General features: G+C 61.2%; 22 protein-coding genes. 10 read left to right on the forward strand and 12 right to left on the reverse strand.

Translation table 11 applies throughout. The annotated features are described in order from the left end of the window. Nucleotides 1-5 precede the first annotated feature (5 nt). The 8 genes from IFU31_RS08560 to nrdR form a co-directional block, all read right to left on the reverse strand. Nucleotides 6-515 (reverse strand): phosphatidylglycerophosphatase A family protein, encoded by a 510-nt coding sequence (locus IFU31_RS08560; RefSeq protein ID WP_049860803.1) that lies wholly within the window; start codon nucleotides 513-515, stop codon nucleotides 6-8. Further along, nucleotides 512-1,477 carry a thiamine-phosphate kinase gene (gene thiL / locus IFU31_RS08565; protein ID WP_122475731.1) on the reverse strand — a complete coding sequence of 322 codons (966 nt, stop codon included), beginning with the start codon at nucleotides 1,475-1,477 and terminating at the stop codon, nucleotides 512-514. The genes IFU31_RS08560 and thiL overlap by 4 nt, the downstream gene beginning before the upstream one ends. Nucleotides 1,478-1,494: 17 nt before the next feature. Continuing rightward, nucleotides 1,495-1,995: a transcription antitermination factor NusB gene (gene nusB, locus IFU31_RS08570; protein WP_122475600.1), complete on the reverse strand. Its 501-nt coding sequence runs from the start codon at nucleotides 1,993-1,995 to the stop codon at nucleotides 1,495-1,497. Then, nucleotides 1,992-2,468: a 6,7-dimethyl-8-ribityllumazine synthase gene (gene ribH, locus IFU31_RS08575; RefSeq protein ID WP_122475602.1), complete on the reverse strand. Its 477-nt coding sequence runs from the start codon at nucleotides 2,466-2,468 to the stop codon at nucleotides 1,992-1,994. The genes nusB and ribH overlap by 4 nt, the downstream gene beginning before the upstream one ends. 132 nt (nucleotides 2,469-2,600) lie before the next feature. Continuing rightward, nucleotides 2,601-3,692, reverse strand: a complete 1,092-nt coding sequence (gene ribBA, locus IFU31_RS08580; protein WP_185795431.1) for a bifunctional 3,4-dihydroxy-2-butanone-4-phosphate synthase/GTP cyclohydrolase II — start codon at nucleotides 3,690-3,692, stop codon at nucleotides 2,601-2,603. 34 nt (nucleotides 3,693-3,726) lie between these two features. Continuing rightward, the gene (locus IFU31_RS08585; protein ID WP_122475606.1) at nucleotides 3,727-4,389 is read right to left on the reverse strand and encodes a riboflavin synthase; all 663 of its coding nucleotides are present in this window, start codon (nucleotides 4,387-4,389) and stop codon (nucleotides 3,727-3,729) included. A gap of 45 nt (nucleotides 4,390-4,434) precedes the next feature. Next, nucleotides 4,435-5,592, reverse strand: a complete 1,158-nt coding sequence (gene ribD, locus IFU31_RS08590) for a bifunctional diaminohydroxyphosphoribosylaminopyrimidine deaminase/5-amino-6-(5-phosphoribosylamino)uracil reductase RibD (RefSeq protein ID WP_192058411.1) — start codon at nucleotides 5,590-5,592, stop codon at nucleotides 4,435-4,437. A 5-nt stretch (nucleotides 5,593-5,597) separates the two neighbouring features. Further along, nucleotides 5,598-6,062 (reverse strand): transcriptional regulator NrdR, encoded by a 465-nt coding sequence (nrdR, locus tag IFU31_RS08595; protein WP_161804299.1) that lies wholly within the window; start codon nucleotides 6,060-6,062, stop codon nucleotides 5,598-5,600. Nucleotides 6,063-6,169: 107 nt separating this feature from the next. On the opposite strand from nrdR, the gene IFU31_RS08600 reads away from it, so the two are divergent. Next, the gene (locus IFU31_RS08600) at nucleotides 6,170-6,628 is read left to right on the forward strand and encodes a YbaY family lipoprotein (RefSeq protein WP_185795433.1); all 459 of its coding nucleotides are present in this window, start codon (nucleotides 6,170-6,172) and stop codon (nucleotides 6,626-6,628) included. A gap of 100 nt (nucleotides 6,629-6,728) precedes the next feature. Then, entirely contained in the window at nucleotides 6,729-7,601 is an 873-nt protein-coding gene (trxA, locus tag IFU31_RS08605; protein WP_192102716.1) for a thioredoxin, read from the forward strand. Nucleotides 7,602-7,629: 28 nt separating this feature from the next. On the opposite strand, the gene IFU31_RS08610 is transcribed toward trxA, so the two are convergent. Beyond that, nucleotides 7,630-7,986, reverse strand: a complete 357-nt coding sequence (locus IFU31_RS08610) for a hypothetical protein (RefSeq protein WP_192102717.1) — start codon at nucleotides 7,984-7,986, stop codon at nucleotides 7,630-7,632. Between the two features lie 183 nt (nucleotides 7,987-8,169). On the opposite strand from IFU31_RS08610, the gene IFU31_RS08615 reads away from it, so the two are divergent. From IFU31_RS08615 to IFU31_RS08635, 5 genes are all read left to right on the forward strand, one after another. Continuing rightward, nucleotides 8,170-8,763, forward strand: a complete 594-nt coding sequence (locus tag IFU31_RS08615) for a DUF2796 domain-containing protein (protein ID WP_185795436.1) — start codon at nucleotides 8,170-8,172, stop codon at nucleotides 8,761-8,763. Between the two features lie 3 nt (nucleotides 8,764-8,766). Continuing rightward, on the forward strand, nucleotides 8,767-9,486 hold the full coding sequence (locus tag IFU31_RS08620) for an ABC transporter ATP-binding protein (RefSeq protein ID WP_192102718.1): 720 nt from the start codon (nucleotides 8,767-8,769) through the stop codon (nucleotides 9,484-9,486). Continuing rightward, nucleotides 9,486-10,751, forward strand: coding sequence for an ABC transporter permease (locus tag IFU31_RS08625; protein WP_192102719.1), 1,266 nt, complete (start codon nucleotides 9,486-9,488; stop codon nucleotides 10,749-10,751). Before IFU31_RS08620 ends, IFU31_RS08625 begins: the two co-directional genes overlap by 1 nt. Nucleotides 10,752-10,762: 11 nt before the next feature. Beyond that, on the forward strand, nucleotides 10,763-11,278 hold the full coding sequence (locus IFU31_RS08630) for a DUF3299 domain-containing protein (protein WP_192102720.1): 516 nt from the start codon (nucleotides 10,763-10,765) through the stop codon (nucleotides 11,276-11,278). A 94-nt stretch (nucleotides 11,279-11,372) separates the two neighbouring features. Continuing rightward, a complete protein-coding gene (locus IFU31_RS08635; RefSeq protein ID WP_192102721.1) occupies nucleotides 11,373-12,071 on the forward strand; it encodes an OmpW/AlkL family protein in 699 nt (232 codons plus the stop codon). Between the two features lie 63 nt (nucleotides 12,072-12,134). On the opposite strand, the gene IFU31_RS08640 is transcribed toward IFU31_RS08635, so the two are convergent. The 3 genes from IFU31_RS08640 to IFU31_RS08650 all read right to left on the reverse strand — a co-directional run bounded on the left by IFU31_RS08640 (nucleotide 12,135) and on the right by IFU31_RS08650 (nucleotide 15,236). Then, a complete protein-coding gene (locus IFU31_RS08640; protein ID WP_192102722.1) occupies nucleotides 12,135-13,064 on the reverse strand; it encodes an NAD-dependent epimerase/dehydratase family protein in 930 nt (309 codons plus the stop codon). Then, nucleotides 13,057-13,941 carry a sugar nucleotide-binding protein gene (locus tag IFU31_RS08645; protein ID WP_122475625.1) on the reverse strand — a complete coding sequence of 295 codons (885 nt, stop codon included), beginning with the start codon at nucleotides 13,939-13,941 and terminating at the stop codon, nucleotides 13,057-13,059. Before IFU31_RS08645 ends, IFU31_RS08640 begins: the two co-directional genes overlap by 8 nt. Nucleotides 13,942-14,102: 161 nt before the next feature. Then, nucleotides 14,103-15,236 (reverse strand): acyltransferase family protein, encoded by a 1,134-nt coding sequence (locus tag IFU31_RS08650; RefSeq protein ID WP_185795439.1) that lies wholly within the window; start codon nucleotides 15,234-15,236, stop codon nucleotides 14,103-14,105. 1,422 nt (nucleotides 15,237-16,658) lie between these two features. Between IFU31_RS08650 and IFU31_RS08655 the strand changes: the two genes are divergently transcribed. Genes IFU31_RS08655 through IFU31_RS08665 form a run of 3 tightly spaced genes read left to right on the forward strand, consistent with a single transcriptional unit; the run spans nucleotide 16,659 to nucleotide 20,422 of the window. After that, nucleotides 16,659-18,200, forward strand: coding sequence for a class I adenylate-forming enzyme family protein (locus IFU31_RS08655; RefSeq protein ID WP_192102723.1), 1,542 nt, complete (start codon nucleotides 16,659-16,661; stop codon nucleotides 18,198-18,200). Between the two features lie 16 nt (nucleotides 18,201-18,216). Continuing rightward, nucleotides 18,217-19,248 carry a class I SAM-dependent methyltransferase gene (locus IFU31_RS08660; protein WP_192102724.1) on the forward strand — a complete coding sequence of 344 codons (1,032 nt, stop codon included), beginning with the start codon at nucleotides 18,217-18,219 and terminating at the stop codon, nucleotides 19,246-19,248. After that, a complete protein-coding gene (locus tag IFU31_RS08665; protein ID WP_192102725.1) occupies nucleotides 19,241-20,422 on the forward strand; it encodes a hypothetical protein in 1,182 nt (393 codons plus the stop codon). Before IFU31_RS08660 ends, IFU31_RS08665 begins: the two co-directional genes overlap by 8 nt. The last annotated feature ends 31 nt before the right edge of the window (nucleotides 20,423-20,453 follow it).

Raw genomic sequence — 20,453 nt, forward strand, 5'->3', positions numbered from 1 at the left:
CCGATTCACACGAAGCTCCAGCCCCACACCAGCAGCTGCATGGCCAACCAGGCAAAGACCCCGGCCAGCACATCATCGAACATGATACCCACACCGCCATGCACGTGGCGATCTATCCAGCGAATCGGCCATGGCTTGAGAATGTCGAAGAAGCGGAACACCAGAAACCCCACCAACAGCCAGACCCAACCTTCGGGCACCAGCCACAGGGTGATCCACATGCCGACCATCTCGTCCCAGACGATGCCTTCGTGGTCATGCACGCGCAGGTCGTCGGCGACCTTGCCGCACAGCCAGATGCCGAACAGCATGCTTACGCCCAGCATCAGCCAGTAGCCCCAGTCGGGCAACATCTGCCACAGCGGAATGAACGGCACGGCGACCATCGATCCCCAGGTGCCCGGCGCCTTGGGCAAGGTTCCGGAGCCAAAACCGAAGGCCAGGAAATGCCATGGATTACGCCACACCGAAGGGGGCACGAACTCCGCTGGAACCTGGTTGGGATGGTCTGTCACGGTGTCTCCGCAAAATGTTGGTAGCCCCGAATGGTCGGGGTGATGTCCTGGCCGTGACGGTCGACCAGCGTGACGCCTTCGCCAACACTCGCTTGGCCGATGACGAAAAACACCGCGCCCTGAGCGCGCAGGGTGGTTTCTTCTTCAGGAGGCAGGGTGAAGGCCAGTACATAGTCGTCCCCCCCGCTCAGCGCCGCTGACCAGGCCTGTTCCAGGCCAAGCAGCGACTGCAGGGCATTGGACACCGGCAGTCGCTCGCGTTCCACCCGCAAGGCGACTTTCGACGCCCTGGCAATGTGGCCACAGTCGGCCAACAGGCCGTCGGAGATATCCAGCGCCGCGCTGGCCCTGCCCCGCAAGGCCTGGCCCAGCGCGAATTGCGGCAGCGGTGACCAGTAGTGAGCCAGCAAAGGCCCGGCCACCGCAGGCTCGGCATGTCGCTGGCCAAGCACCAGCGGCAGCGCGCCCGCAGCGTCGCCCAGCCTGCCGCCGACGCACAGCAGATCACCCGGTCGGGCACCGCTACGCGTCAGCGCCAAGCCATGGGGCAGACGGCCGAACACAGTCAGGGTCAGGCTCAACGGGCCACGCGTGGTGTCACCCCCGACCAGGCGCAGGCCGCAGCGCTCGGCCATGGTATCCAGGCCGGTGGCGAACCCTTGCAGCCACTGCGCCGAAAAGCTGGGCAGGGTCAGGGCCAGGGTGAATCCCAGAGGGCTGGCCCCCATGGCAGCCAGGTCGCTGGCCGCGACGGCCAGGGCGCGCTGGCCCAGCAGGAGGGGGTCGGCACCCTGGGGAAAATGCACGCCGGCAACCAGGGTGTCGGTGGAAACCGCCATCTGCTCGCCCGGTGCCAGCGCCAGCAGGGCACAATCGTCGCCGATGCCCAAGGCCACACCATCGCCGGCCCGCGCACAGGACGCGGCGGCGAAATAGTGTCGGATCAGCTCGAATTCGCCCATGGGCTGCATGTCCGCGATCAGCGCTTGTGCGCTGCCACTTCCGGGCCACGCAAGCTCGGCGCCAGCTTGTCGAGCACGCCGTTGACGAACTTGTGGCCGTCGGTGGAACCGAACACCTTGGCCAGCTCGATGCCTTCGTTGATCACCACACGGTAAGGCACGTCGACCCGCTTGAGCAGTTCCCAGGTGGACAAGCGCAGCACGGCCAACTCGACCGGATCGAGCTCGTCGATGGTGATGTCCAGGCACGGCGCCAGGGCGCTGTCGATTTCATCGCGGCTGGCCGGCACACCGTGCAGGATTTCGCGGAAATAGGCGCCGTCGACGTCACCGAAATCGTTGTCGACGCGGAACTGCGCTTCGATCTCGTTCAGCGAATGCTTGGCCATGTGCCATTGGTACAGGGCCTGGGTTGCCAATTGACGCGCCTCGCGGCGCTTGGCGCTGCGTGAAGGCTTGCCGGCGTCCGCAGGCTTGGGATCGCGTGGATTGAAGCGATCGCTTTCGTCGTTGATCACTTGGCCTCCAACTGCGCCAGCAGGCTGACCATTTCCAGGGCAGAAAGCGCAGCTTCCGCACCCTTGTTGCCAGCCTTGGTGCCGGAGCGCTCGATGGCCTGCTCGATGGTGTCCACGGTCAGGACGCCGAAGGCGACCGGCACACCGAACTCCATCGACACCTGGGACAGACCCTTGGTGCATTCGCCGGCAACGTATTCGAAGTGCGGCGTGCCGCCTCGAATCACCGCGCCCAGCGCGATGATCGCGGCGTATTCGCTTTGCTGCGCAACCTTCTGCGCGACCAGCGGGATCTCGAACGCACCCGGGGCGCGAATCAGGGTGATGTCGCTTTCGCTGACGCCGTGGCGAACCAGGGCATCGACGGCGCCGCTCACCAGGCTTTCGACGACGAAGCTGTTGAAGCGGCCAACCACCAGGGCGTAGCGGCCTTTGGGGGCGATGAAGTTACCTTCGATGGTCTTCAGGGTCATTCGGGTCTGTCTCATCTTAAAGAGCCAGGCCGCCTGCAGGCGGCCTCTGCGGATAATGGATCACGAACATCGAGACTGCAGGTCACGGGCAGGCCGATGCATCGGCACCGCCGCCACCCTTGCAGCCTGTCTTTATTCGGAGGGCACGTATTCTACAACTTCCAGATCGAATCCGGATATCGCATTGAACTTCATTGGCGAGCTGAGCAGGCGCATCTTGCGCACGCCCAGGTCGCGCAGGATCTGCGAACCGGCGCCGACGATACTGTAGGTGGTCGGGGTTTTTGCCACGGCCTGCCCGGCACTTTCACGCAGGTGCGCCAGCAGTACGTCGCCGTCCTGCTGGTGGCCGAGCAACAGCACCACACCGCTGCCGGCCTCGGCAACCGCGCTCATCGCCGCGCGCAGGCTCCAGCGGCCCGGTTGCTTGACCATCAACAGGTCGCGCAGCGGGTCCATGTTATGCACCCGCACCAGGGTCGGCTGGTCCGCCACCACTGTGCCCAGGGTCAGCGCCATGTGCACGTCGCCTTCCACCGAATCACGATAGGTCACCAGGTTGAACTGGCCCAGTTCGCTGTCCAGCGGCTGCTCGGCAATCCGCTGAACGGTACGTTCATGGATCATCCGATAGTGGATCAGATCGGCAATGGTGCCGATCTTGATGTCATGCTGGGCCGCGAACACTTCCAGTTCGGCACGGCGCGACATGGTGCCGTCGTCGTTCATCACCTCGCAGATCACCCCGCTGGGCTCGAAGCCGGCCATCCGCGCCAGGTCGCACGCAGCCTCGGTGTGGCCCGCGCGGGCCAGCGTGCCGCCCGCCTGGGCCATCAACGGGAAGATGTGCCCAGGGCTGACGATGTCCTCGGCGCGCGCATCGGCCGCAGCCGCGGCCTGCACCGTGCGGGCGCGGTCGGCGGCGGAGATGCCGGTGGTCACGCCGGTGGCCGCTTCGATGGACACGGTGAACTTGGTACCGAAGCCCGACCCGTTGCGCGGCGCCATCAGCGGCAGCTTGAGCGTCTCGCAGCGCTCGCGGGTCATCGGCATGCAGATCAGGCCACGCGCGTGGCGGGCCATGAAGTTGATGTGCTCGGCCTTGCAGCATTCGGCGGCCATGATCAGGTCGCCTTCGTTTTCGCGGTCTTCGTCATCCATCAGGATGACCATCTTGCCCTGGCGGATATCTTCCACCAGCTCTTCGATCGTGTTGAGCGCCACGCGGCACCCCCTTGTGTTCAGAACAGCGCGCTGTTCAGGATTTCAGGTAGCCATTGGCCGCCAGGAAGCTTTCGCTGATCGCGCCCTGGCTCGGCTCGCTGGCCTTGTCGCCCAGCAGCAGACGCTCCAGGTAGCGCGCCAGCAGATCGACCTCGAGGTTGACCAGGCGACCTGGACGGTAGTCGTCCATGATGGTTTCGCTCAGCGTGTGCGGAATGATCGTCAGTGCGAACTCGGCGCCATCCACGGCGTTCACCGTCAGGCTGGTGCCGTCGACGGTGATCGAACCCTTGTGGGCGATGTACTTGGCCAACTCTTTCGGCGCGCGGATACGGAATTCCACGGCGCGGGCGTTTTCCTGGCGTGAAACCACCTCGCCGACGCCATCGACATGGCCGCTGACCAGGTGCCCACCCAGACGCGTGGTGGGGGTCAGGGCCTTTTCCAGGTTGACCCGGCTGCCGTTCTTGAGCTGGTGGAAAGCGGTGCAGTCCAGGGTTTCGCGGCTGACGTCGGCGACGAAGCCGTTGCCCGGCAGTTCGACGGCCGTGAGGCAGACGCCATTGATGGCAATGCTGTCGCCGAGTTTGACATCGCCCAGGTCGAGCTTGCCGGTGTCAACGTGTACGCGCACGTCACCGCCCTTGGGGGTCAACGCACGGATGCTGCCGATGGATTCGATGATGCCGGTGAACATGAGTCCTCCTCGAGAACAAGGCTGGCGCGAGGCGCAAGCCGGAAATTATACGCGCTTTGCCGGGGCCGTAGCGGGCTGTGGCGCAAGGGTCGGGACGGCGATCACGCGCCAGTCGTCGCCCACCGCCGTCATGTCGATGATCTGCAACTGCGGCGATTCGCTCATGTGCGTCAGTGGCCAGTCGAGCAACGGCCGCGCCGTGGAGCCCATGAACTTGGCGGCAATGAATATCTGATACTCGTCCACCAGGCCTTGGCGGGCGAAGGCCCCTGCCAGGCTCGCTCCAGCTTCCACCAGGACTTCGTTGAGGCCTCGGCGCGCCAACTCGCCGCACAGAGCCGGCAGATCGACTCGCCCATCCCTGCCCGGCAGGCTCAGCAGTTCGTGACCGGCCTGAACGTATTCGGGGTGATCCGTTGCGTCTGCGCAGGTCACGACCAGCGCCGGCCCGGCCTGGAAGAACGGCGCATCCAGCGGCACCCGCAGGCGGCCGTCGATCAGAATGCGCAATGGCACGCGGCGCGTTGCCAGCTCGGTATCCTCGGCATCCAGCCCCAACTCGGAGGCGCGCACGGTCATCCGCGCACCGTCGGCAATCACGCTGTCGGCGCCGGTCAGTACGGCGCTGGATTGCGCCCGCAGGCGCTGCACTGCCGAACGCGCGGCAGGCCCGGTGATCCACTGGCTCTCGCCGCTGGCCATGGCCGTGCGCCCGTCCAAACTCATGGCCAGTTTTACCCGAACGTAGGGCTGGCCGTGTTCCATGCGTTTGAGAAATCCGGGGTTCAGCGCCCGGGCCTCGGCGGCAAGCAGCGGGCACGTAACGGCGATGCCCGCTTGTCGCAGGCGCTCCAGGCCCTGCCCGGCCACCTGCGGATTGGGGTCCTGCATGGCCACCACCACCCGCGCCACGCCGGCTTCGACCAACGCCTCGGCGCATGGCGGCGTACGCCCGTAGTGGCTGCACGGCTCGAGTGTTACATAGGCCGTGGCGCCCCGCGCGCGGGTGCCGGCCTGGCGCAGAGCGTGCACCTCGGCATGGGGGCCGCCGGCCTGGACGTGCCAACCTTCGCCGACCGTTTCACCGTCACGCACGATCACGCAACCCACGCGCGGGTTGGGATGAGTGGAATACACGCCTTTGCGCGCCAACTCCAACGCGCGGGCCATGTGCCGGGTATCACTGGCCGTCGGGTCGGGCATGCTCATCATTCCTTGGCCGGCTCGCGCGCCAGGCGGTCGATTTCCTCGCGAAACTCGTCCAGGTCCTGGAAGCGCCGGTACACCGAAGCAAAACGGATGTAGGCCACTTCATCGAGCTTTTGCAGCTCGGTCATGACCCACTCGCCGACGACCAGCGACTTGACCTCGCGTTCGCCCGTGGCGCGCAACTGATGCTTGATGTGCACCAGCGCCGCCTCGAGGCGCTCGACACTGACAGGGCGTTTTTCCAGCGCTCGCTGCATGCCCGCGCGCAGTTTTTCTTCGTCGAAAGGCTGGCGGCTGCCGTCTTGCTTGATCAGTCGCGGGAGCACCAGTTCGGCGGTTTCGAAGGTGGTGAAACGCTCACCGCAAGCCAGGCACTCACGGCGCCGGCGTACTTGCTCGCCCTCGGCGACCAGTCGTGAGTCGATGACCTTGGTGTCGTTGGCACCGCAGAAGGGACAGTGCATGGTGGCAGGCAACAAAAAAAGGGAGGGCCATGGTAGCGCATCCCACTGGCAAGACAAGCCCGGGGCTTTGCGGTATACAGACGGCTCTACTTTCGTTGGGTTTCGAAATGCCGTCCAAGTCGCTCGTTCTGCTCGCTCTCTTCAGCCTGCTCGCCGCCTGCAGCAGCGATGCGCCCAAGCCCGTGGCCAGCGCTACCCCGCCGCCGACGGCAGCGCCCGTCATCAAGGCGCCCGTGGAACTGGGGCCGTTGCCGGCCTACCAGCGCCAGCTCAGCGGCAACCTGCTCGGCGTACCCGCCGGCGCCGAAGTCGAGATGGCCCTGCTGGTGATCGATTCCCGGGCGCGTCCGCAGAAACTGCTGGCCAGCGCCAAGCAGCGGGGCACCGGCCAACCCCTGCCCTTCCAGCTGCGCTTTGCCGCCGAAGCCTTCCCGGCCGGTTCGCGGGTCGAGCTGCGCGCCCGCGCCAGTCAGTCGGGGCAGTTGATCCTGCACCTGCCTGCCGTGCAGATCAACCAGCCCACCACCCAGCTGCTGGGCAACCTGGAAATGATCAAGGCCCCCTGAAACGCTCGGGCAACGCCCACCACCCGGCCAAACGAGCGGCGGTGGTGGGCCCGATTCGAATCCCTTATAGTCCACCGAACCGCAGATCCGCGAGATTCACATGAGTCAAGAAACCCCGTACATCTTCGACGTGACCACAGCCGATTTCGATCAGGCCGTCATCCAGAACTCCTACATCAAACCCGTGCTGGTGGATTTCTGGGCCGAGTGGTGCGCCCCCTGCAAAGTGCTGATGCCCTTGCTGCAACAGATTGCCGAGGGCTACGCAGGCGAGCTGGTTCTGGCCAAAGTCGACTGCGACGCCGAACCCGACATCGTCGGCCGTTTCGGCATTCGCAGCCTGCCCACCGTGGTGTTGTTCAAGGATGGTCAGCCGGTGGATGGCTTCGCTGGCGCACAACCTGAGTCGGCCATCCGCGCCCTGCTCGAACCGCATGTGCAGATGCCACCGCCGGCGGCGGCCGATCCACTGGAACTGGCACAGGCCCTGTTCAGCGAGAGCCGCTTCGGCGAAGCCGAGCAGACCCTCAAAGGGCTGTTGGCCGAAGACAATGCCAACCCTGGCGCGCTGATCCTGTTCGCTCGCTGCCTGGCCGAACGCGGCGAGCTGGACGAAGCGCAACAGGTGCTCGATGCCGTCGGTGGTGACGAGCACAAGGCTGCGTTGGCCGGAGCCAAGGCGCAACTGACCTTCCTGCGTCAGGCGGCGGCCCTGCCCGATGCAGCCGACCTCAAGGCGCGCCTGGCCCGCGACCCTGGCGACGACGAAGCGGCGTATCAGCTGTGCGTCCAGCAGCTGTCGCGGCAGCATTACGAAGCAGCACTGGACGGACTGCTACAGCTGTTCATGCGCAATCGCAGTTACAGCGAGGGGCTGCCGCACAAGACATTGCTGCAGGTGTTCGAACTGCTCGGCAACGACCACCCGCTGGTGACCAGCTACCGCCGCAAGCTGTTCGCCGCGCTGTACTGACGGACTGCCGGGCACGCCGTGCTATCGGCTAGCCAACCCAGCAATAGACCGGCGCATCCGCGCCGGCTTCTACCTTCACCTGCGGGCAATGGCGCAAGCGCACCAGCATTCGCTTGCCAGCCGCCACGTCACCGACCAGCCCCTGCACCTGATCCAGCAATGCCGGACCGTCGATACGACCTGCCTGCTCCAGCAGATGAAGAACGCTGCGCCAGGCACCATCGTCCTGGGCCTTGGCCTTGCCTGGCGCGGGCGCCGCTGCCGACGTCAGCACGGCCTCGGACGCTGTCGCGAATGGGCCAGCGAGGTGTGCCCAGTCCTCAGCGTCCATGTCTATGGCCAGGTCCACCGGCAGGTTGCCTACGGTGCCTTTGATTCTGATCATGCGGATGCCCTTCCATAACGAGGCCTCGTTGTAGCAGCGCCTCGCGGGTGAAGCAATCCCGGCTTCGACTTCAAGCCCTCTGCACGCATTGCCTGAACCGAACATGAATCTTTACAGACACATGGCAACCCAATGTAAATTTGTTATAACATTGCATTTCCATATCGCTCACGAGATTCCTCAATGCGCCGTCTCATGCTTGCCCTGCCCTTCGCTCTGCTGCCCTTCGTCGCCCATGCCCACGAGGAGGGTCACGAGCATGAGCATGAGCACGAGCACGGCAGCCTCGGCGCCCACGAACACGGCGTGGCACGATTGGACGCCGCCCTGGATGGCCAATCCCTCGAACTGGAACTGCAAAGCCCGGCCATGAACCTGGTGGGCTTCGAGCATGCCGCCAGCAGCGATGCCGACAAGGCCAAGGTCGCCGCGGCACGCAAGACCCTCGAGCAACCCCTGGCCCTGTTCGGCCTGCCCGCCGCAGCCAACTGCAAAGTCGCCGAGCAGAAGCTGGAAAGCCCGTTGTTCGGCGACAAGCCTGCCCACGAGCACGACGCCGCAGAAACCAAGCAAGGTGAAGAGCATCACCACGAGCACAGCGAGATTCATGCGCACTACCACTTCACCTGCGCGTCGCCACAGGCCCTGGAACACCTGGACCTGGCGCGCTTGTTCAGCACCTTCCCCGCCACCCAGAAAATTCAGGTACAACTGATCGGCCCGTCCGGCCAGCAGGGTACGGACCTCACCCCCAAGCAAAGCAGCCTGACATTCTGACCCATGAGCGATGCATTGATCGAGCTGGCCGAACTGGGCTTTGCCTGGCCTGGCCAAGCGATGTTGCTGGACATTCCCGCGTTCCGTCTGGAGCGTGGGGAAACCCTGTTCCTGAAGGGCCCCAGCGGCAGTGGCAAGACCACCCTGCTGGGCCTGCTCGGCGGCGTGCACACGCCGCAGCGTGGCAGCGTTCACTTGCTCGGGCAGAACCTGAGCGAGTTGAGCTTTGCCGCCCGTGACCGGTTTCGCGTCGAACACACGGGCTACATCTTCCAGCAATTCAACCTGCTGCCGTTCCTGTCGGTGCGTGAGAACGTGGAGCTGCCCTGCCGCTTCTCCCGCCGCCGCACCGCTCGCGCCGTGCAGCGCCATGGCAGTGTTGCCCAGGCGGCCACGCAACTGCTGGCACACCTTGGCCTGACCGATCCGGCGCTGCTCCAACGCCGTGCCGACACCCTCTCCATCGGTCAGCAGCAACGCGTGGCGGCTGCGCGCGCGCTGATCGGCCAGCCCGAACTGGTGATCGCCGACGAGCCGACCTCGGCGTTGGACAGCGACGCCCGTGAAGCCTTCATCCAACTGCTGTTCGCCGAATGTCGCGCCGCTGGCTCGAGCCTGCTGTTCGTCAGTCACGATCAAAGCCTGGCGCCTCTGTTCGACCGCCACCTGTCCCTGGCCGAACTCAATCACGCAGCACGCCCTGCCTCACCCGAGGTGTCTTGATGTACCTGCTTCGTCTTGCCCTGGCCAGCCTGGCCAACCGCCGCTTCACCGCGTTCCTGACCGCCTTCGCCATTGCCCTGTCGGTGTGCCTGCTGCTGGCCGTGGAACGTGTGCGCCACGAAGCCCGTGCCAGCTTCGCCAGCACGGTCAGCGGTACCGACCTGATCGTCGGCGCCCGCTCCGGCTCGGTCAACCTGCTGCTTTACTCGGTGTTCCGCATCGGCAACGCCACCAACAACATCCGCTGGGACAGTTTCGAGCATTACGCCAACAACCCGCAGGTCAAGTGGGCCATCCCCATCTCGCTGGGTGACTCGCACCGCGGCTACCGGGTCATGGGCACCAACCAGAGCTATTTCGAACACTATCAGTACGGCCGCCGGCAGTCGCTGCAGGTGGTCCAGGGCCGTGCCTTCCAGACCGACCCGTTCGAGGTGGTGCTTGGCGCGCAGGTCGCCGATGCCCTGCATTACAAGCTGGGCGACAAACTGGTGCTGGCCCACGGCGTGGCGGCAATCAGCCTGGTCAAGCACGACGACAAGCCGTTCACCGTCGTCGGCATCCTCGCCCGCACCGGTACGCCGGTCGATCGCACGCTGCACATCAGCCTGGGCGGCATGGAAGCCATCCATGTCGACTGGAAGAATGGCGTTCCGGCCCGCGGCGCCGGACGCATCAGCGCCGACCAGGCGCGTAACATGGACCTCACACCCAGCGCCATCACCGCGTTCATGGTCGGCCTGAACAGCAAGATCGCCACCTTCGCCTTGCAGCGCGACATCAACGACTTTCGCGGCGAACCGTTGATGGCGATCCTGCCCGGCGTGGCCCTGCAGGAGCTGTGGAGCCTGATGGGCACCGCAGAACAGGCGTTGTTCGTGATCTCCGTATTCGTCGTGCTGACCGGCCTGATCGGCATGCTCACGGCCATCGTCACCAGCCTCAACGAACGCCGTCGCGAGATGGCCATCCTGCGCTCGGTCGGCGCTCGTCCCTGGCACATCGCCGGCCTGCTGATTCTCGAAGCCTTCGCCCTGGCACTGGTCGGAATCCTCGCGGGCATGGCATTGTTGTACCTGGGCATTGCCTGCGCGCAGGGCTACGTGCAGTCCAACTACGGCCTGTATCTGCCGCTGAGCCTGCCCAACGCCTATGAGTGGTCGCTGCTGGGGATCATCCTCGCAGCCGCAGTGGTCATGGGCGCGATCCCGGCCTGGCGCGCCTACCGGCAATCTCTGGCCGACGGCCTGTCGATCCACCTGTGAGGATTTCACCTATGTTGCGCGCGGTAATGGCCCTGTTGCTGCTGACCAGCATGTCGCTGTCCGCAGCCGAGCTCAAGGAAGTCAGCTGGGAGGCGCTTATCCCGCCGGATGCGCCCAAGCTGACCCCGCAGATGACGCCAATGCACGATCTGGCGGACATCGGCACGACCTTGGCCGAAGCAGCGCCTGCCGTCCACCAGCAGGCGCCCGATGCACCCGTGGTCCAGGCACTGGACGGTCAGCAGCTGCGCATCCCCGGCTACATCGTGCCGCTGGAGGTCAACGAGGCCGGTCGGACCACCGAGTTTCTTCTGGTGCCCTATTTCGGCGCCTGCATCCATGTACCGCCGCCGCCGTCCAATCAGATCGTGCACGTCACCAGCGCCGTCGGGGTCAAGGTCGAGGAGCTCTACCAGCCCTACTGGATCGAGGGACCGATGCAGGTCAAGGCCAGCACCAGCGACCTGGCCCAGGCCGGCTACCAGATGGCTGCGGCGAAGATCTATGCCTACGAACTTCCCGACTGAGCCAATGACTTTTCATTGAGCCAGATCAAAAAACCGCAGCGACGCACTGACTACCATTGGGCGAATGTCCTTCGCATTCCCCAATGGAGCCCCCATGAACAAGTCCTTGCTCGGCGCCTCACTGATTGCCCTGGCGCTGGCAACCTCACAGGCCCAGGCCCACCAGGCCGGCGACATGATCATTCGCGCCGGCGCCGCCACCACCGCGCCCAATGAAGACAGCGGCCAGCTCAAGCTGGACGGCGCCAAGGTCGCAGGCACCAAGGCTACCCTCGACAGCGACACGCAGCTGGGCCTGGCCTTCGCCTACATGCTCACCGACCACGTCGGCATCGAGCTGCTGGCGGCCACTCCATTCCAGCACACCGTAGGCGTGCGCGGAATCAGCGCCGCCACCGGTATCGGCGGGCTCGATGGCAAGCTGGCGGACGTCAAGCAACTACCTCCCACCCTGTCATTGCAGTACTACCCATTGGCGCCAACGTCGCGCTTCCAGCCGTACGCCGGCGTCGGCATCAACTACACCCTGTTCTACGACGAAGACCTGAGTGGCGCGCGCAAGCAGCAGGGCTTCGACAACCTGAAGATCCAGGACTCGGTGGGCATTGCCGGGCAATTGGGTTTCGACTACATGTTGGGCGAGCACATGATGCTCAACGCGTCGGTCTGGTACGTCGACATCGACACCAAGGCCAGCGTCGACGGCCCCACAGCGCTGGGCGTCGGCCGCACCAAAGTCGACCTGGAAGTCGATCCGTGGGTGTACATGGTGGGTGTGGGCTACAAGTTTTAGGCAACGACCCTGCCGCCAGCCATGCCCCACCGGTACGGGAACGGCCTGGCGACAGTGGGCGGTCTACAGTGCCAGGAGGCGCCGCAACCCTTCTTCCAGCGGCGTCACCGGGCCCAGTTCGAAGCGTTCCAGCAGCAAGGCGTTGTCGGCGCGCGAGTGACGGATATCGCCCGCACGCGCCGGGCCGTGGCTCACCGCCGGCAAACCGCCCAGCACTGCGCCCAGCCCCGCCAGCAGCTGATTGAGCGACGTCGCCTGGTTCAACCCTACGTTCACCGGCCCCGGTTGCACGGTGGCCTGCTGCAACCCCTGCATCAGCAAGGTCACCAGGTCACCGACATAGAAGAAGTCACGGGTCTGTTCGCCATCGCCGAACAGGCTGATCGGCTGCCCACGCTGGGCGCGCTCGCTGAAAATACTGATGACGCCCGAATACGGCGAGGACGGATCCTGCCTCGGCCCGTAGATATTGAAGAAGCGAAACACCACCGGCTCCAGCCCATGCTCGCGGCGGTAGAAGTCCAGATAGTACTCACTGGCCAGCTTGTCCGATGCATAGGGCGTCAAAGGTGCCTTGGGCGTGTTCTCGCCGACCGCCTCACCTTCGCCATTGTTGCCATACACCGCGGCACTGGAAGCGAACAGCACTCGCTTGACCCCCGCCAGACGCATCGCTTCGCACAGGTTCAAGGTGCCGATGAAGTTGCTCTGGTGAGTCTTCACCGGATCGTCCACGGAAGCCTGCACCGAAGCGACCGCGGCCAGGTGCACCACCGCTTTGCAGCCGCCTACCACCTTTGCCAACAGGCGTGCGTCGGCGACATCGCCTTCGATCAGCTCCAGCCTGGGGTTTTCCATCGGCAGGTTGCTGCGCTTGCCTGTGGACAAGTCGTCGAGCACCCGCACCGAGTGACCTTCGGCCAACAACGCATCGACCAGATGGGAGCCAATGAAACCGGCACCGCCGGTGATCAGAATGGGTGTATCAGCCATGTCGGTAGTATCTGTCCAGAAGGCTCGGCAGCCCCGAACGCCAGGCGCGCGGCTTGATACCGAAGGTGTGCAGGATTTTCTTGCAGGCCAGCACGGCGTGCTGCGGTTCTTCCCCGGCATCGGGCCGCGCGGCGTGGGCCTGCGCGGTGGGCGCATCGATCGCCAGTGCGTGCATCGTCCTGGCTTCGCTGATGATCGCCTGGCCAAGGGCCAAGGCAGTGGTCGCCTCGTTGCCGGCATAGTGGTAGGTGCCCCACAGCGGCGCTTCGCAGTCCAGCTGCTTGAGCACCGAGAGGATCACCCGCGCGGCATCATCCACCGGGGTCGGATTGCCGCGCCGGTCATCGGCCAGCGGCAGCGGTTGCGGCAGCTCGGCGCGCTGCAGGTAGCGCCCCAGCACGCCGTCGGCGCTGTCGTCCAGCAGCCAGCCGAACCGCAACAGCACGTGCCGTGGGCAGGCCGCGCGCACGCTCTGCTCGATGCGCCACAGCGCCTGACCGCGCAGGCCAAGGGGCACCGGCTCATCCTTTTCGCTGTAGGCAGTGGCCCGCGAGCCATCGAACACACGATAGCTGGAAGGCTGCAACAGCACGATCTGGTGCTGCTGGCAGCGTTCGGCCAGGCGCTCTACCGCGATTTCTTGTTGGTCCAGGCGCGCCTGGCTCACTGCATCGGCCTGAAACCAGTCGAAGTAGTACGCCAGATTGATCAGCGCATCGGGGCGGGTTTCATCGAGCAGGTCGGTGAGGCTCGCCCCGTCCCAACCGTTTTCCGGCGGCCGCGGGGCCAGGAAGCCGATGCCCTCTTCCGCTCCGAGGCGAATCAGCGCTTGTCCTAGGGCATTCCCACCGCCCAACAGCATAAGGCGCATTCGCATAGAGTCAGCAGGTCCGTTCAAATTGGCAGTTCAGATTAACCGCAGGCGCGTGGTCGACGACAAAACCTTCGCCCGCACTCGAATCGAACAGCCATTTTGCGTTTTTCTGACGCCGACGTCACGCGCTATCAAAAAGAGGGGTTAGTGACAGCCCCGCAGCCTCAGCCCGGCACAGCCTGCGCAGGCAATCGATGCCCCAGTAAACGACGCCCCAACTTCTGCCCGTTGACCTCGATCAGGTGGTAGGTGATGAAGGAAACCCCGATCACGGCCAGCAATACCAGGCCCACGAGCAGATTGTTGAGCCACGGATAACCGCTGTCCAGATAACGGAAATCTCCGAACACCGGCGCCAGCGGCAAGCCGGTCTTCTTCTCCAACACCATGAACAGCAGGATCAACACACTCAAAATTATCACATGGGTCAGGTAGATCGAGTAAGAAAGTCGCCCCAGCAGCTCGAACACACGCGTCTTCAGCACGTTGGAAACGATCCCGGCATCGAACGCATACAAGGTCACCGTCAGGCAGAACAGAGCGCTCGCCAGCATGGCCTTGTTCGGCTCGTCACTGCTGAGCACCCAGACAATAGATCCGCCCGCCACGACTTCGAGCAGCGAAGCCATTGCGAACCCCGGCTGCACCCGCTGGCGCAACGCCTCGAACACCTTGTAGCACAACGCCCCGGCGAAGAAGCACGCCAGCCCCTTGTAGGCCAGCGCGGTGAACGGCCCTGCCCCGCTGTACAGCATTGCCATGGAGACGATGACGATCCCGGCCCAGACCAGCACCCGACGCGCCGACGTGCACAGCACCACCGCAGCGAAAATCAAATACATGTAGTACTCGATGCTGATGCTCCAGGACGGATAGTTGAACGACATGTTTTCCGTCCACGGCGTCCACGCCTGGATCAACAGCAAGTTGGGCACGATCTGCGAAGGCGCATACATACCGGTGAACGGCTCCTTGTTGAAGTTGACCCCCTGCTGCGCGGCGCCCCACTTCACGAACTCGAAGACGATGAACACGCCCAGCAAACAGACATGCAAGGGCGCCAGACGAAAGGTGCGCAGAATGAAGAACCGCCGCAGGTCCAGATCGTGCCGCGCGCCGTAGGCATGGGTGATCACGAAGCCGCTGAGCACGAAGAAGAAATCCACGAACAAATCGGCACTGCGAAAGAACGCCAGCTCCGTCACGCTGCCGACCACGTGCAGGTGATACAGCACAACGGCCAGCGCGCAGATACCGCGAAGACTGTCGAGCGCGTGAAAGCGTTGACCTGAAGCCATGACGTGATTCCGTTCGAAGGGTGTATCGGCTGCAGGCAGTGCGCTCCAGGTAACGAAGCGTGGGCAACAGGGCCGCGAAGTTGGAAAAATCTTAGTGAAGCGGCGGGGCCAGGGCAAGGTAATACGCGATGCATATATTTATATTTTGCCGCTGTGAAAACAGCTGAAAAACTGGCGTCAAAGCCGCCTGCGAAGGCCTGTTGGAAGCCGCGACCTCGCCTGCTTTTTGGCGAGCAACAAAAAACCTCGGTGCCGGATGGGAGCGGGGCTTTTTCAGTTCTTACGTGCAGTGCAGACCACTTAGAACTGTTAAAGACTCTTGACACTCATCCTGTAAGATTTTCATCCCGAAACCACTGAACGGTATGTTAACAATTCCCACTCACCAAGGCGCCAACTTTAAGAAAGTCGATCATTAACCCTAAAATCTCTCCTGATCTGCGAAATCAAAATATCACCTCCTAGGCTCTGATTAAGACATGAGCACTCAATATTATCGCCGGACTTGTTTCTATTTCTAATATCGCTCAACGAAAATGCTTTTGAGAGCTGGTTCAAATTAAACAGTCGTACCATCTAAACAAACCACTCGGCCCGCAGCGAACAATTAACCGTATCGGCCAGCCCGTTGGCGCGGGCCAAAAATTTCACTTTAAATCTATGAACAGCCATGGACGCCCCCCTGCCTCCCGCACCTTCTCCGCACAGTCAAACTAATAATACAACTGATCAACCTAGCTGTTCAACTAGTTGCGCCGGGAGTACTCAAGGGGGGGCAAGCTCGCTTCTGTACTAGCGGCCAGCTTCACATGAGCCGTGACACACGGTGACAAAGTCGCTAGATACAGTGACTTGATTAGACTTGACATTCGAACTGATTAAATGGAAAGATCTTGGGGCATTGCTAATCCGTTTTCTAGCTACTGCTTCAAGCGAATGCCACACCAATAACAAGATGGAGCTCAACCATGCTCTACTGCCGCATGGGTTATCAGCTATATACCTCAGCGAATCAGAATCCACGACACCATATTTAATCCCACAACTCGCGCACCACCATATTGAGTACTGACACAACCTGCTGATAGGAAGTGGGTAACGCAAAAAATATTTAGTGGAGCTAGGCCAGAAGAATACATCTTGCTTCTTTCAGACATCGACCATTCTTTTTTCAATCGAATAGATAACCTTTCATACGGGAGAAAAGACTGGGCTATCTTCAGAGCAGCGAAGGATTTCAGATGCCTAGCTTGGCTTTTCAACACAAATCCTGCTTAAACATTTTACGGACAAGCAAACTTGGCCGCCGAGCAACAAAGAGATTCTGCAAATAGGCTTTACACATAACAACATGCTTATGCCTCGATGCATTCGCAACAACGGACATAGCGTTAGTCAATTCTGCCTAAAAGGACATTAAGCATGCAGCTATTTCATCAGGTTATCGCTAGTAACGCCTATAAATATTCAGCCAAGCCGGCAATTATTCTGGATGGACAAGCAACTTCATACCAAAAACTACAAAAAAGGGCAGATGAAATAGCGTCGATCTTCCCAATGCTCGGCATCGTCCCAGGCGACCGTGTAGGACTGTACGCACCGATCTCCATTGACCTGATCGCCAGCTATCTTGGACTGCTGCAAGCAGGAGCGATCACTGCTGCGACTCACCACACGCTTAGTCGCATCAAGCTGATTCACCAACTCAAGCATTCTGGCGCTCGGGTACTTATTACCGACTGCACTGAAGATCTGCCTGGCCTAATCGTTGAAGCTGGTCTTGAGCTAGTTTTGCTTACCGTTCCGCTTCGGATGAAAATACCTCGCGTGATTGAACTTGCTGACGCCGTCGCAGGACACTGCGATAAACTAAAAACATTTGCTTCTCTACAGACTGATGATTCAGAACGCCCCACCTCAATATTTTATACTTCGGGCTCAACTTTCAGCCCGAAAGGTGTACTTGTCAACCACCGCATCATGTTGGCAGCCTGCAGTAGGGTCACCGCTTACCTGGGGAACACTCCTGACGACCGTATCCTTAGCTACTCGACCCTGGCATCGGACTACGGCGCCTACAATGTCTTTATGCCGCTGTACGCCGGCGCCACCAGTGTCGTTGAAAGCAGATCTCCTACTAGCGCGGAAGACGTACTCTCGGTAGTCGAACGTGAGGCGGTCACCTCAATGCATGTCTTTCCTCCGGTGCTCTTCCTGCTCGCCAATACAAGACCGAAGTGGCAGGCGCGGGTGCCAAGCTTGCGTTATATCTCTAGCAGCGGGCAGGCCCTTCATAGCCGCCACATCCAGCGAATTCGCCAAGCGCTGCCTCAAGTGCAAATATTTTCCAACTACGGGCTGACTGAGTGTAAACGCGTTAGTTATCTCTCTCCCGAAGAAATTGACCTGCGCCCAACGTCGGTAGGCAAGCCTTTAACCGGCGTAAGTCTATACTTGGTGGACGAGCAGGGCGTAGTTATCGATCAGCCCGGGCAGGTTGGTGAACTACTGGTGACCAGTGACTACCTAATGCTCGAGTACTGGAATATGCCTGAAGCAAATGCCAAAGCCTTTGTCCACAATTCCTTCGGTCATTCACGGCTGTACCGCACTGGTGACCTTTTCAAGAAGGATGCCGAGGGCTATCTCTACTACGTCTCGCGCAAGGACGATGTATTTGCGCGCAATATCTGGAATGTGAATCCTCGGGAGATTGAACAGTGCCTTGCCTCGCACCCTGCAGTCGCCGAGGTACTGGTGGTGCCCGTCGCTGACGAATTGGCCGGGCACGTGCCAAAAGCTTGCATCGTGCTTGATATCAATCATCGACAAACGAACGAGGAGACGCTAATCGACTACTGCAAGGAGCATCTGGACTGGCACATGGTCCCGACCCAGTGCGTATTCTTCGAGGCCCTCCCCAAAACCGATTCTGGCAAGCTTACCGCCAAAGGAATGATCTGATAGTAGGAGATGTGCCATGAAGAAGTCACTTCAGCCAATAGATGAGACCACCCTCGACCGCGACCTTCAACGAAGTACGATGTTCAAGCTCGCAGGACACTTCCACAGTCTAGCTACAGGCGCGAGTCAAGTACCGTTACAGCCTTTGGACAGTCACCTGCGGTCTGAGATCCAAGACCCGGAGGTCCTCGAATACCACGATCGCTTAATCGCAGGTGCTGGACCATTATTCTCCCATTTCTTGGCTAGCGTGCCATACATCCTCGAGGAGCTCGCCAGAGTTGGCGTTGCTATGACCCGTCTGGCTCAGGCCAATAGCAGTGACGCCGACCAAACCTTTAGCCTGTTCGAAGTGGACGCCTTTGATGGTAGCAACGGCCGTGCTCTTACCGGCCATTCGCACGGACTGATCCGTACTTTTACTTCATCTCCGAACTTAGCCAATCAAATAGCCTTTGAGCGGCATGCTGACCCAGCGTTATCGCTGTTCTTTCCGCAATCGGTGTTCAAGGTGACACCCGCTCTACTGCAGACCCCTGATTTTGATCAATTCAGCGAGGGATTCGACTTCATTTATGAGATGGCCGCGTTTCAGTTCTATACCTGTGACCGGGCCGGACAGATCTCCCATATCAAGCAGTTTCTGAAGCCTGGCGGGCTGGTGTTTTTTTTGGAAAAACTCAATCACCCCAATCCAGATGAGTATCTGCGGCGTGAACAGATAAAAGATGAAGAGTTCAAGACCCGATACTTTAGCGAAGAAGAGATCCGCTGGAAACGCCAACAAATGCTTGAGCAAATGCAAAATGGTCAGGTCACATTTGAAGAACTGGTGAGCGCTCTGTCCGCTCGCTTTAAAAGCGTGCACCTTATCTGGAGCAGCAGTAATTTTTGCGAATTCGTTGCCTCGGACGACCCAGAGCAGCTCGCGCAGTTTCTGGATCTGATAGGAGGGGTAGTTCAGCCAGCGAAGTTTTGCTTTGAAGCTGCGCGTCTTGGCTCAGTTGTCTCGTCGCTAAGCGGTGACAAGGAGTTAGCAAATGGTTGATCCTAAACATCAAGCAATGAAACTCAACGAACTGGCTTCGCCCTGTCAACAGGCTGCTCACCATCTTCCTCTGGGGCCAGATCGGGCCACAGTTGCTGAAAAAAATCGCCGGTTGAGCCGTGACACATTCAACGAGTTGTTTGCCGAAGGCAGGCTAGATCTACTATCGCCACTCGCACCGGTTACATCTACCGGCAACTGGCCGACATTAGTGGAAAGCGCGCGGATTGCTGCTCGGGTGTGTCCGTCCACAGGCTGGATGCTAGCTCTAGTGGGCGGTCACGGCTCAATTGCACGACGGATCCCCCCTGCCTGCATAGACCAACTGTACAACGATGGCCCACGGCAGCTCTTTGCCTCAGCCTCCACCAGTATTGATAGCCTAATGGCCTTTGAACCTGAAGGTATACGGGTCGACGGGCGATGGCGCTTCAGTTCAGGTATTGAGGATGCTACTTGGTTGATGATCAATGCCCCCTGCCCTACACATCCGGAAGCTGCTCACACCCCACGTTTTCTGGTGCTAATCGCCACCAGTGAGGTTGAAAAGCTTGAAAGTTGGGACAGCTGTGGTATGGCGGCAACTGGGTCTCACGATGTGCTGACCCGGAGTTTGTTGGTACCCCATGATCGAGTCTTTGCGCTGCATAAGATCTTCGCTCAGAACCCACTTTCGCTGGCGTGTGACTACATCGACAGGGTGCCCCTGGTTCCCTATCTCACCACTTCAATTATTGGCCCGATACTGGGTTGTGCCGAGGGTGCCCTTGCCGCATTTGTGGCTGCGTTCGATGGTTCATTATCGGTAAATGATCCTCGGGTCGCCGAACAGGCAGCCCACTCGGCCGCGCAGCTATTTGGCGCACAGCTTTTGTACGAGTCTTTGATCAAGCGGCTGCATGAGGCGGGTGTCAACGACCAAGTCCTAGACACGCAAGAACTATTGCAGCTCAAGCGCGATCGCGCCTATTTGGCGGCACAATGCGTGCAGGCTGTACATCGCCTAGTGGAAAGGCTCGGGGCCTCATTCGTGGTGGGAGGCAACCTGCTTCAGCGTCACTGGCGTGATATCCAGACTATGGCCGCGCACCGCGATGTGGCCTGGAGTGAAACGATGCAATGCAGCGGCGAAGCCCTCCTGCAGCCCTGCACTAGCAATGCCCCAAAGAACTGATTTTTCCCAATAGACTATCCTAGAGAGGTTT

The sequence above is a fragment of the Pseudomonas sp. CFBP 13602 genome, assembly GCF_014842725.1.
GTDB classification, from domain to species: Bacteria; Pseudomonadota; Gammaproteobacteria; order Pseudomonadales; family Pseudomonadaceae; genus Aquipseudomonas; species Aquipseudomonas baltica.

Coding starts and splice junctions, on each gene's coding strand:
- thiL (WP_122475731.1), bottom strand. CDS start 1,477: ATGGGCGAATTCGAGCTGATCCGACACTATTTCGCCGCCGCGTCCTGT.
- ribH (WP_122475602.1), bottom strand. CDS start 2,468: ATGACCCTGAAGACCATCGAAGGTAACTTCATCGCCCCCAAAGGCCGC.
- IFU31_RS08585 (WP_122475606.1), bottom strand. CDS start 4,389: ATGTTCACCGGCATCATCGAATCCATCGGCAGCATCCGTGCGTTGACC.
- ribD (WP_192058411.1), bottom strand. CDS start 5,592: ATGCCCGACCCGACGGCCAGTGATACCCGGCACATGGCCCGCGCGTTG.
- nrdR (WP_161804299.1), bottom strand. CDS start 6,062: ATGCACTGTCCCTTCTGCGGTGCCAACGACACCAAGGTCATCGACTCA.
- IFU31_RS08600 (WP_185795433.1), top strand. CDS start 6,170: ATGCCGTCCAAGTCGCTCGTTCTGCTCGCTCTCTTCAGCCTGCTCGCC.
- trxA (WP_192102716.1), top strand. CDS start 6,729: ATGAGTCAAGAAACCCCGTACATCTTCGACGTGACCACAGCCGATTTC.
- IFU31_RS08610 (WP_192102717.1), bottom strand. CDS start 7,986: ATGATCAGAATCAAAGGCACCGTAGGCAACCTGCCGGTGGACCTGGCC.
- IFU31_RS08615 (WP_185795436.1), top strand. CDS start 8,170: ATGCGCCGTCTCATGCTTGCCCTGCCCTTCGCTCTGCTGCCCTTCGTC.
- IFU31_RS08620 (WP_192102718.1), top strand. CDS start 8,767: ATGAGCGATGCATTGATCGAGCTGGCCGAACTGGGCTTTGCCTGGCCT.
- IFU31_RS08625 (WP_192102719.1), top strand. CDS start 9,486: ATGTACCTGCTTCGTCTTGCCCTGGCCAGCCTGGCCAACCGCCGCTTC.
- IFU31_RS08630 (WP_192102720.1), top strand. CDS start 10,763: ATGTTGCGCGCGGTAATGGCCCTGTTGCTGCTGACCAGCATGTCGCTG.
- IFU31_RS08635 (WP_192102721.1), top strand. CDS start 11,373: ATGAACAAGTCCTTGCTCGGCGCCTCACTGATTGCCCTGGCGCTGGCA.
- IFU31_RS08640 (WP_192102722.1), bottom strand. CDS start 13,064: ATGGCTGATACACCCATTCTGATCACCGGCGGTGCCGGTTTCATTGGC.
- IFU31_RS08645 (WP_122475625.1), bottom strand. CDS start 13,941: ATGCGAATGCGCCTTATGCTGTTGGGCGGTGGGAATGCCCTAGGACAA.
- IFU31_RS08650 (WP_185795439.1), bottom strand. CDS start 15,236: ATGGCTTCAGGTCAACGCTTTCACGCGCTCGACAGTCTTCGCGGTATC.
- IFU31_RS08655 (WP_192102723.1), top strand. CDS start 16,659: ATGCAGCTATTTCATCAGGTTATCGCTAGTAACGCCTATAAATATTCA.
- IFU31_RS08660 (WP_192102724.1), top strand. CDS start 18,217: ATGAAGAAGTCACTTCAGCCAATAGATGAGACCACCCTCGACCGCGAC.
- IFU31_RS08665 (WP_192102725.1), top strand. CDS start 19,241: ATGGTTGATCCTAAACATCAAGCAATGAAACTCAACGAACTGGCTTCG.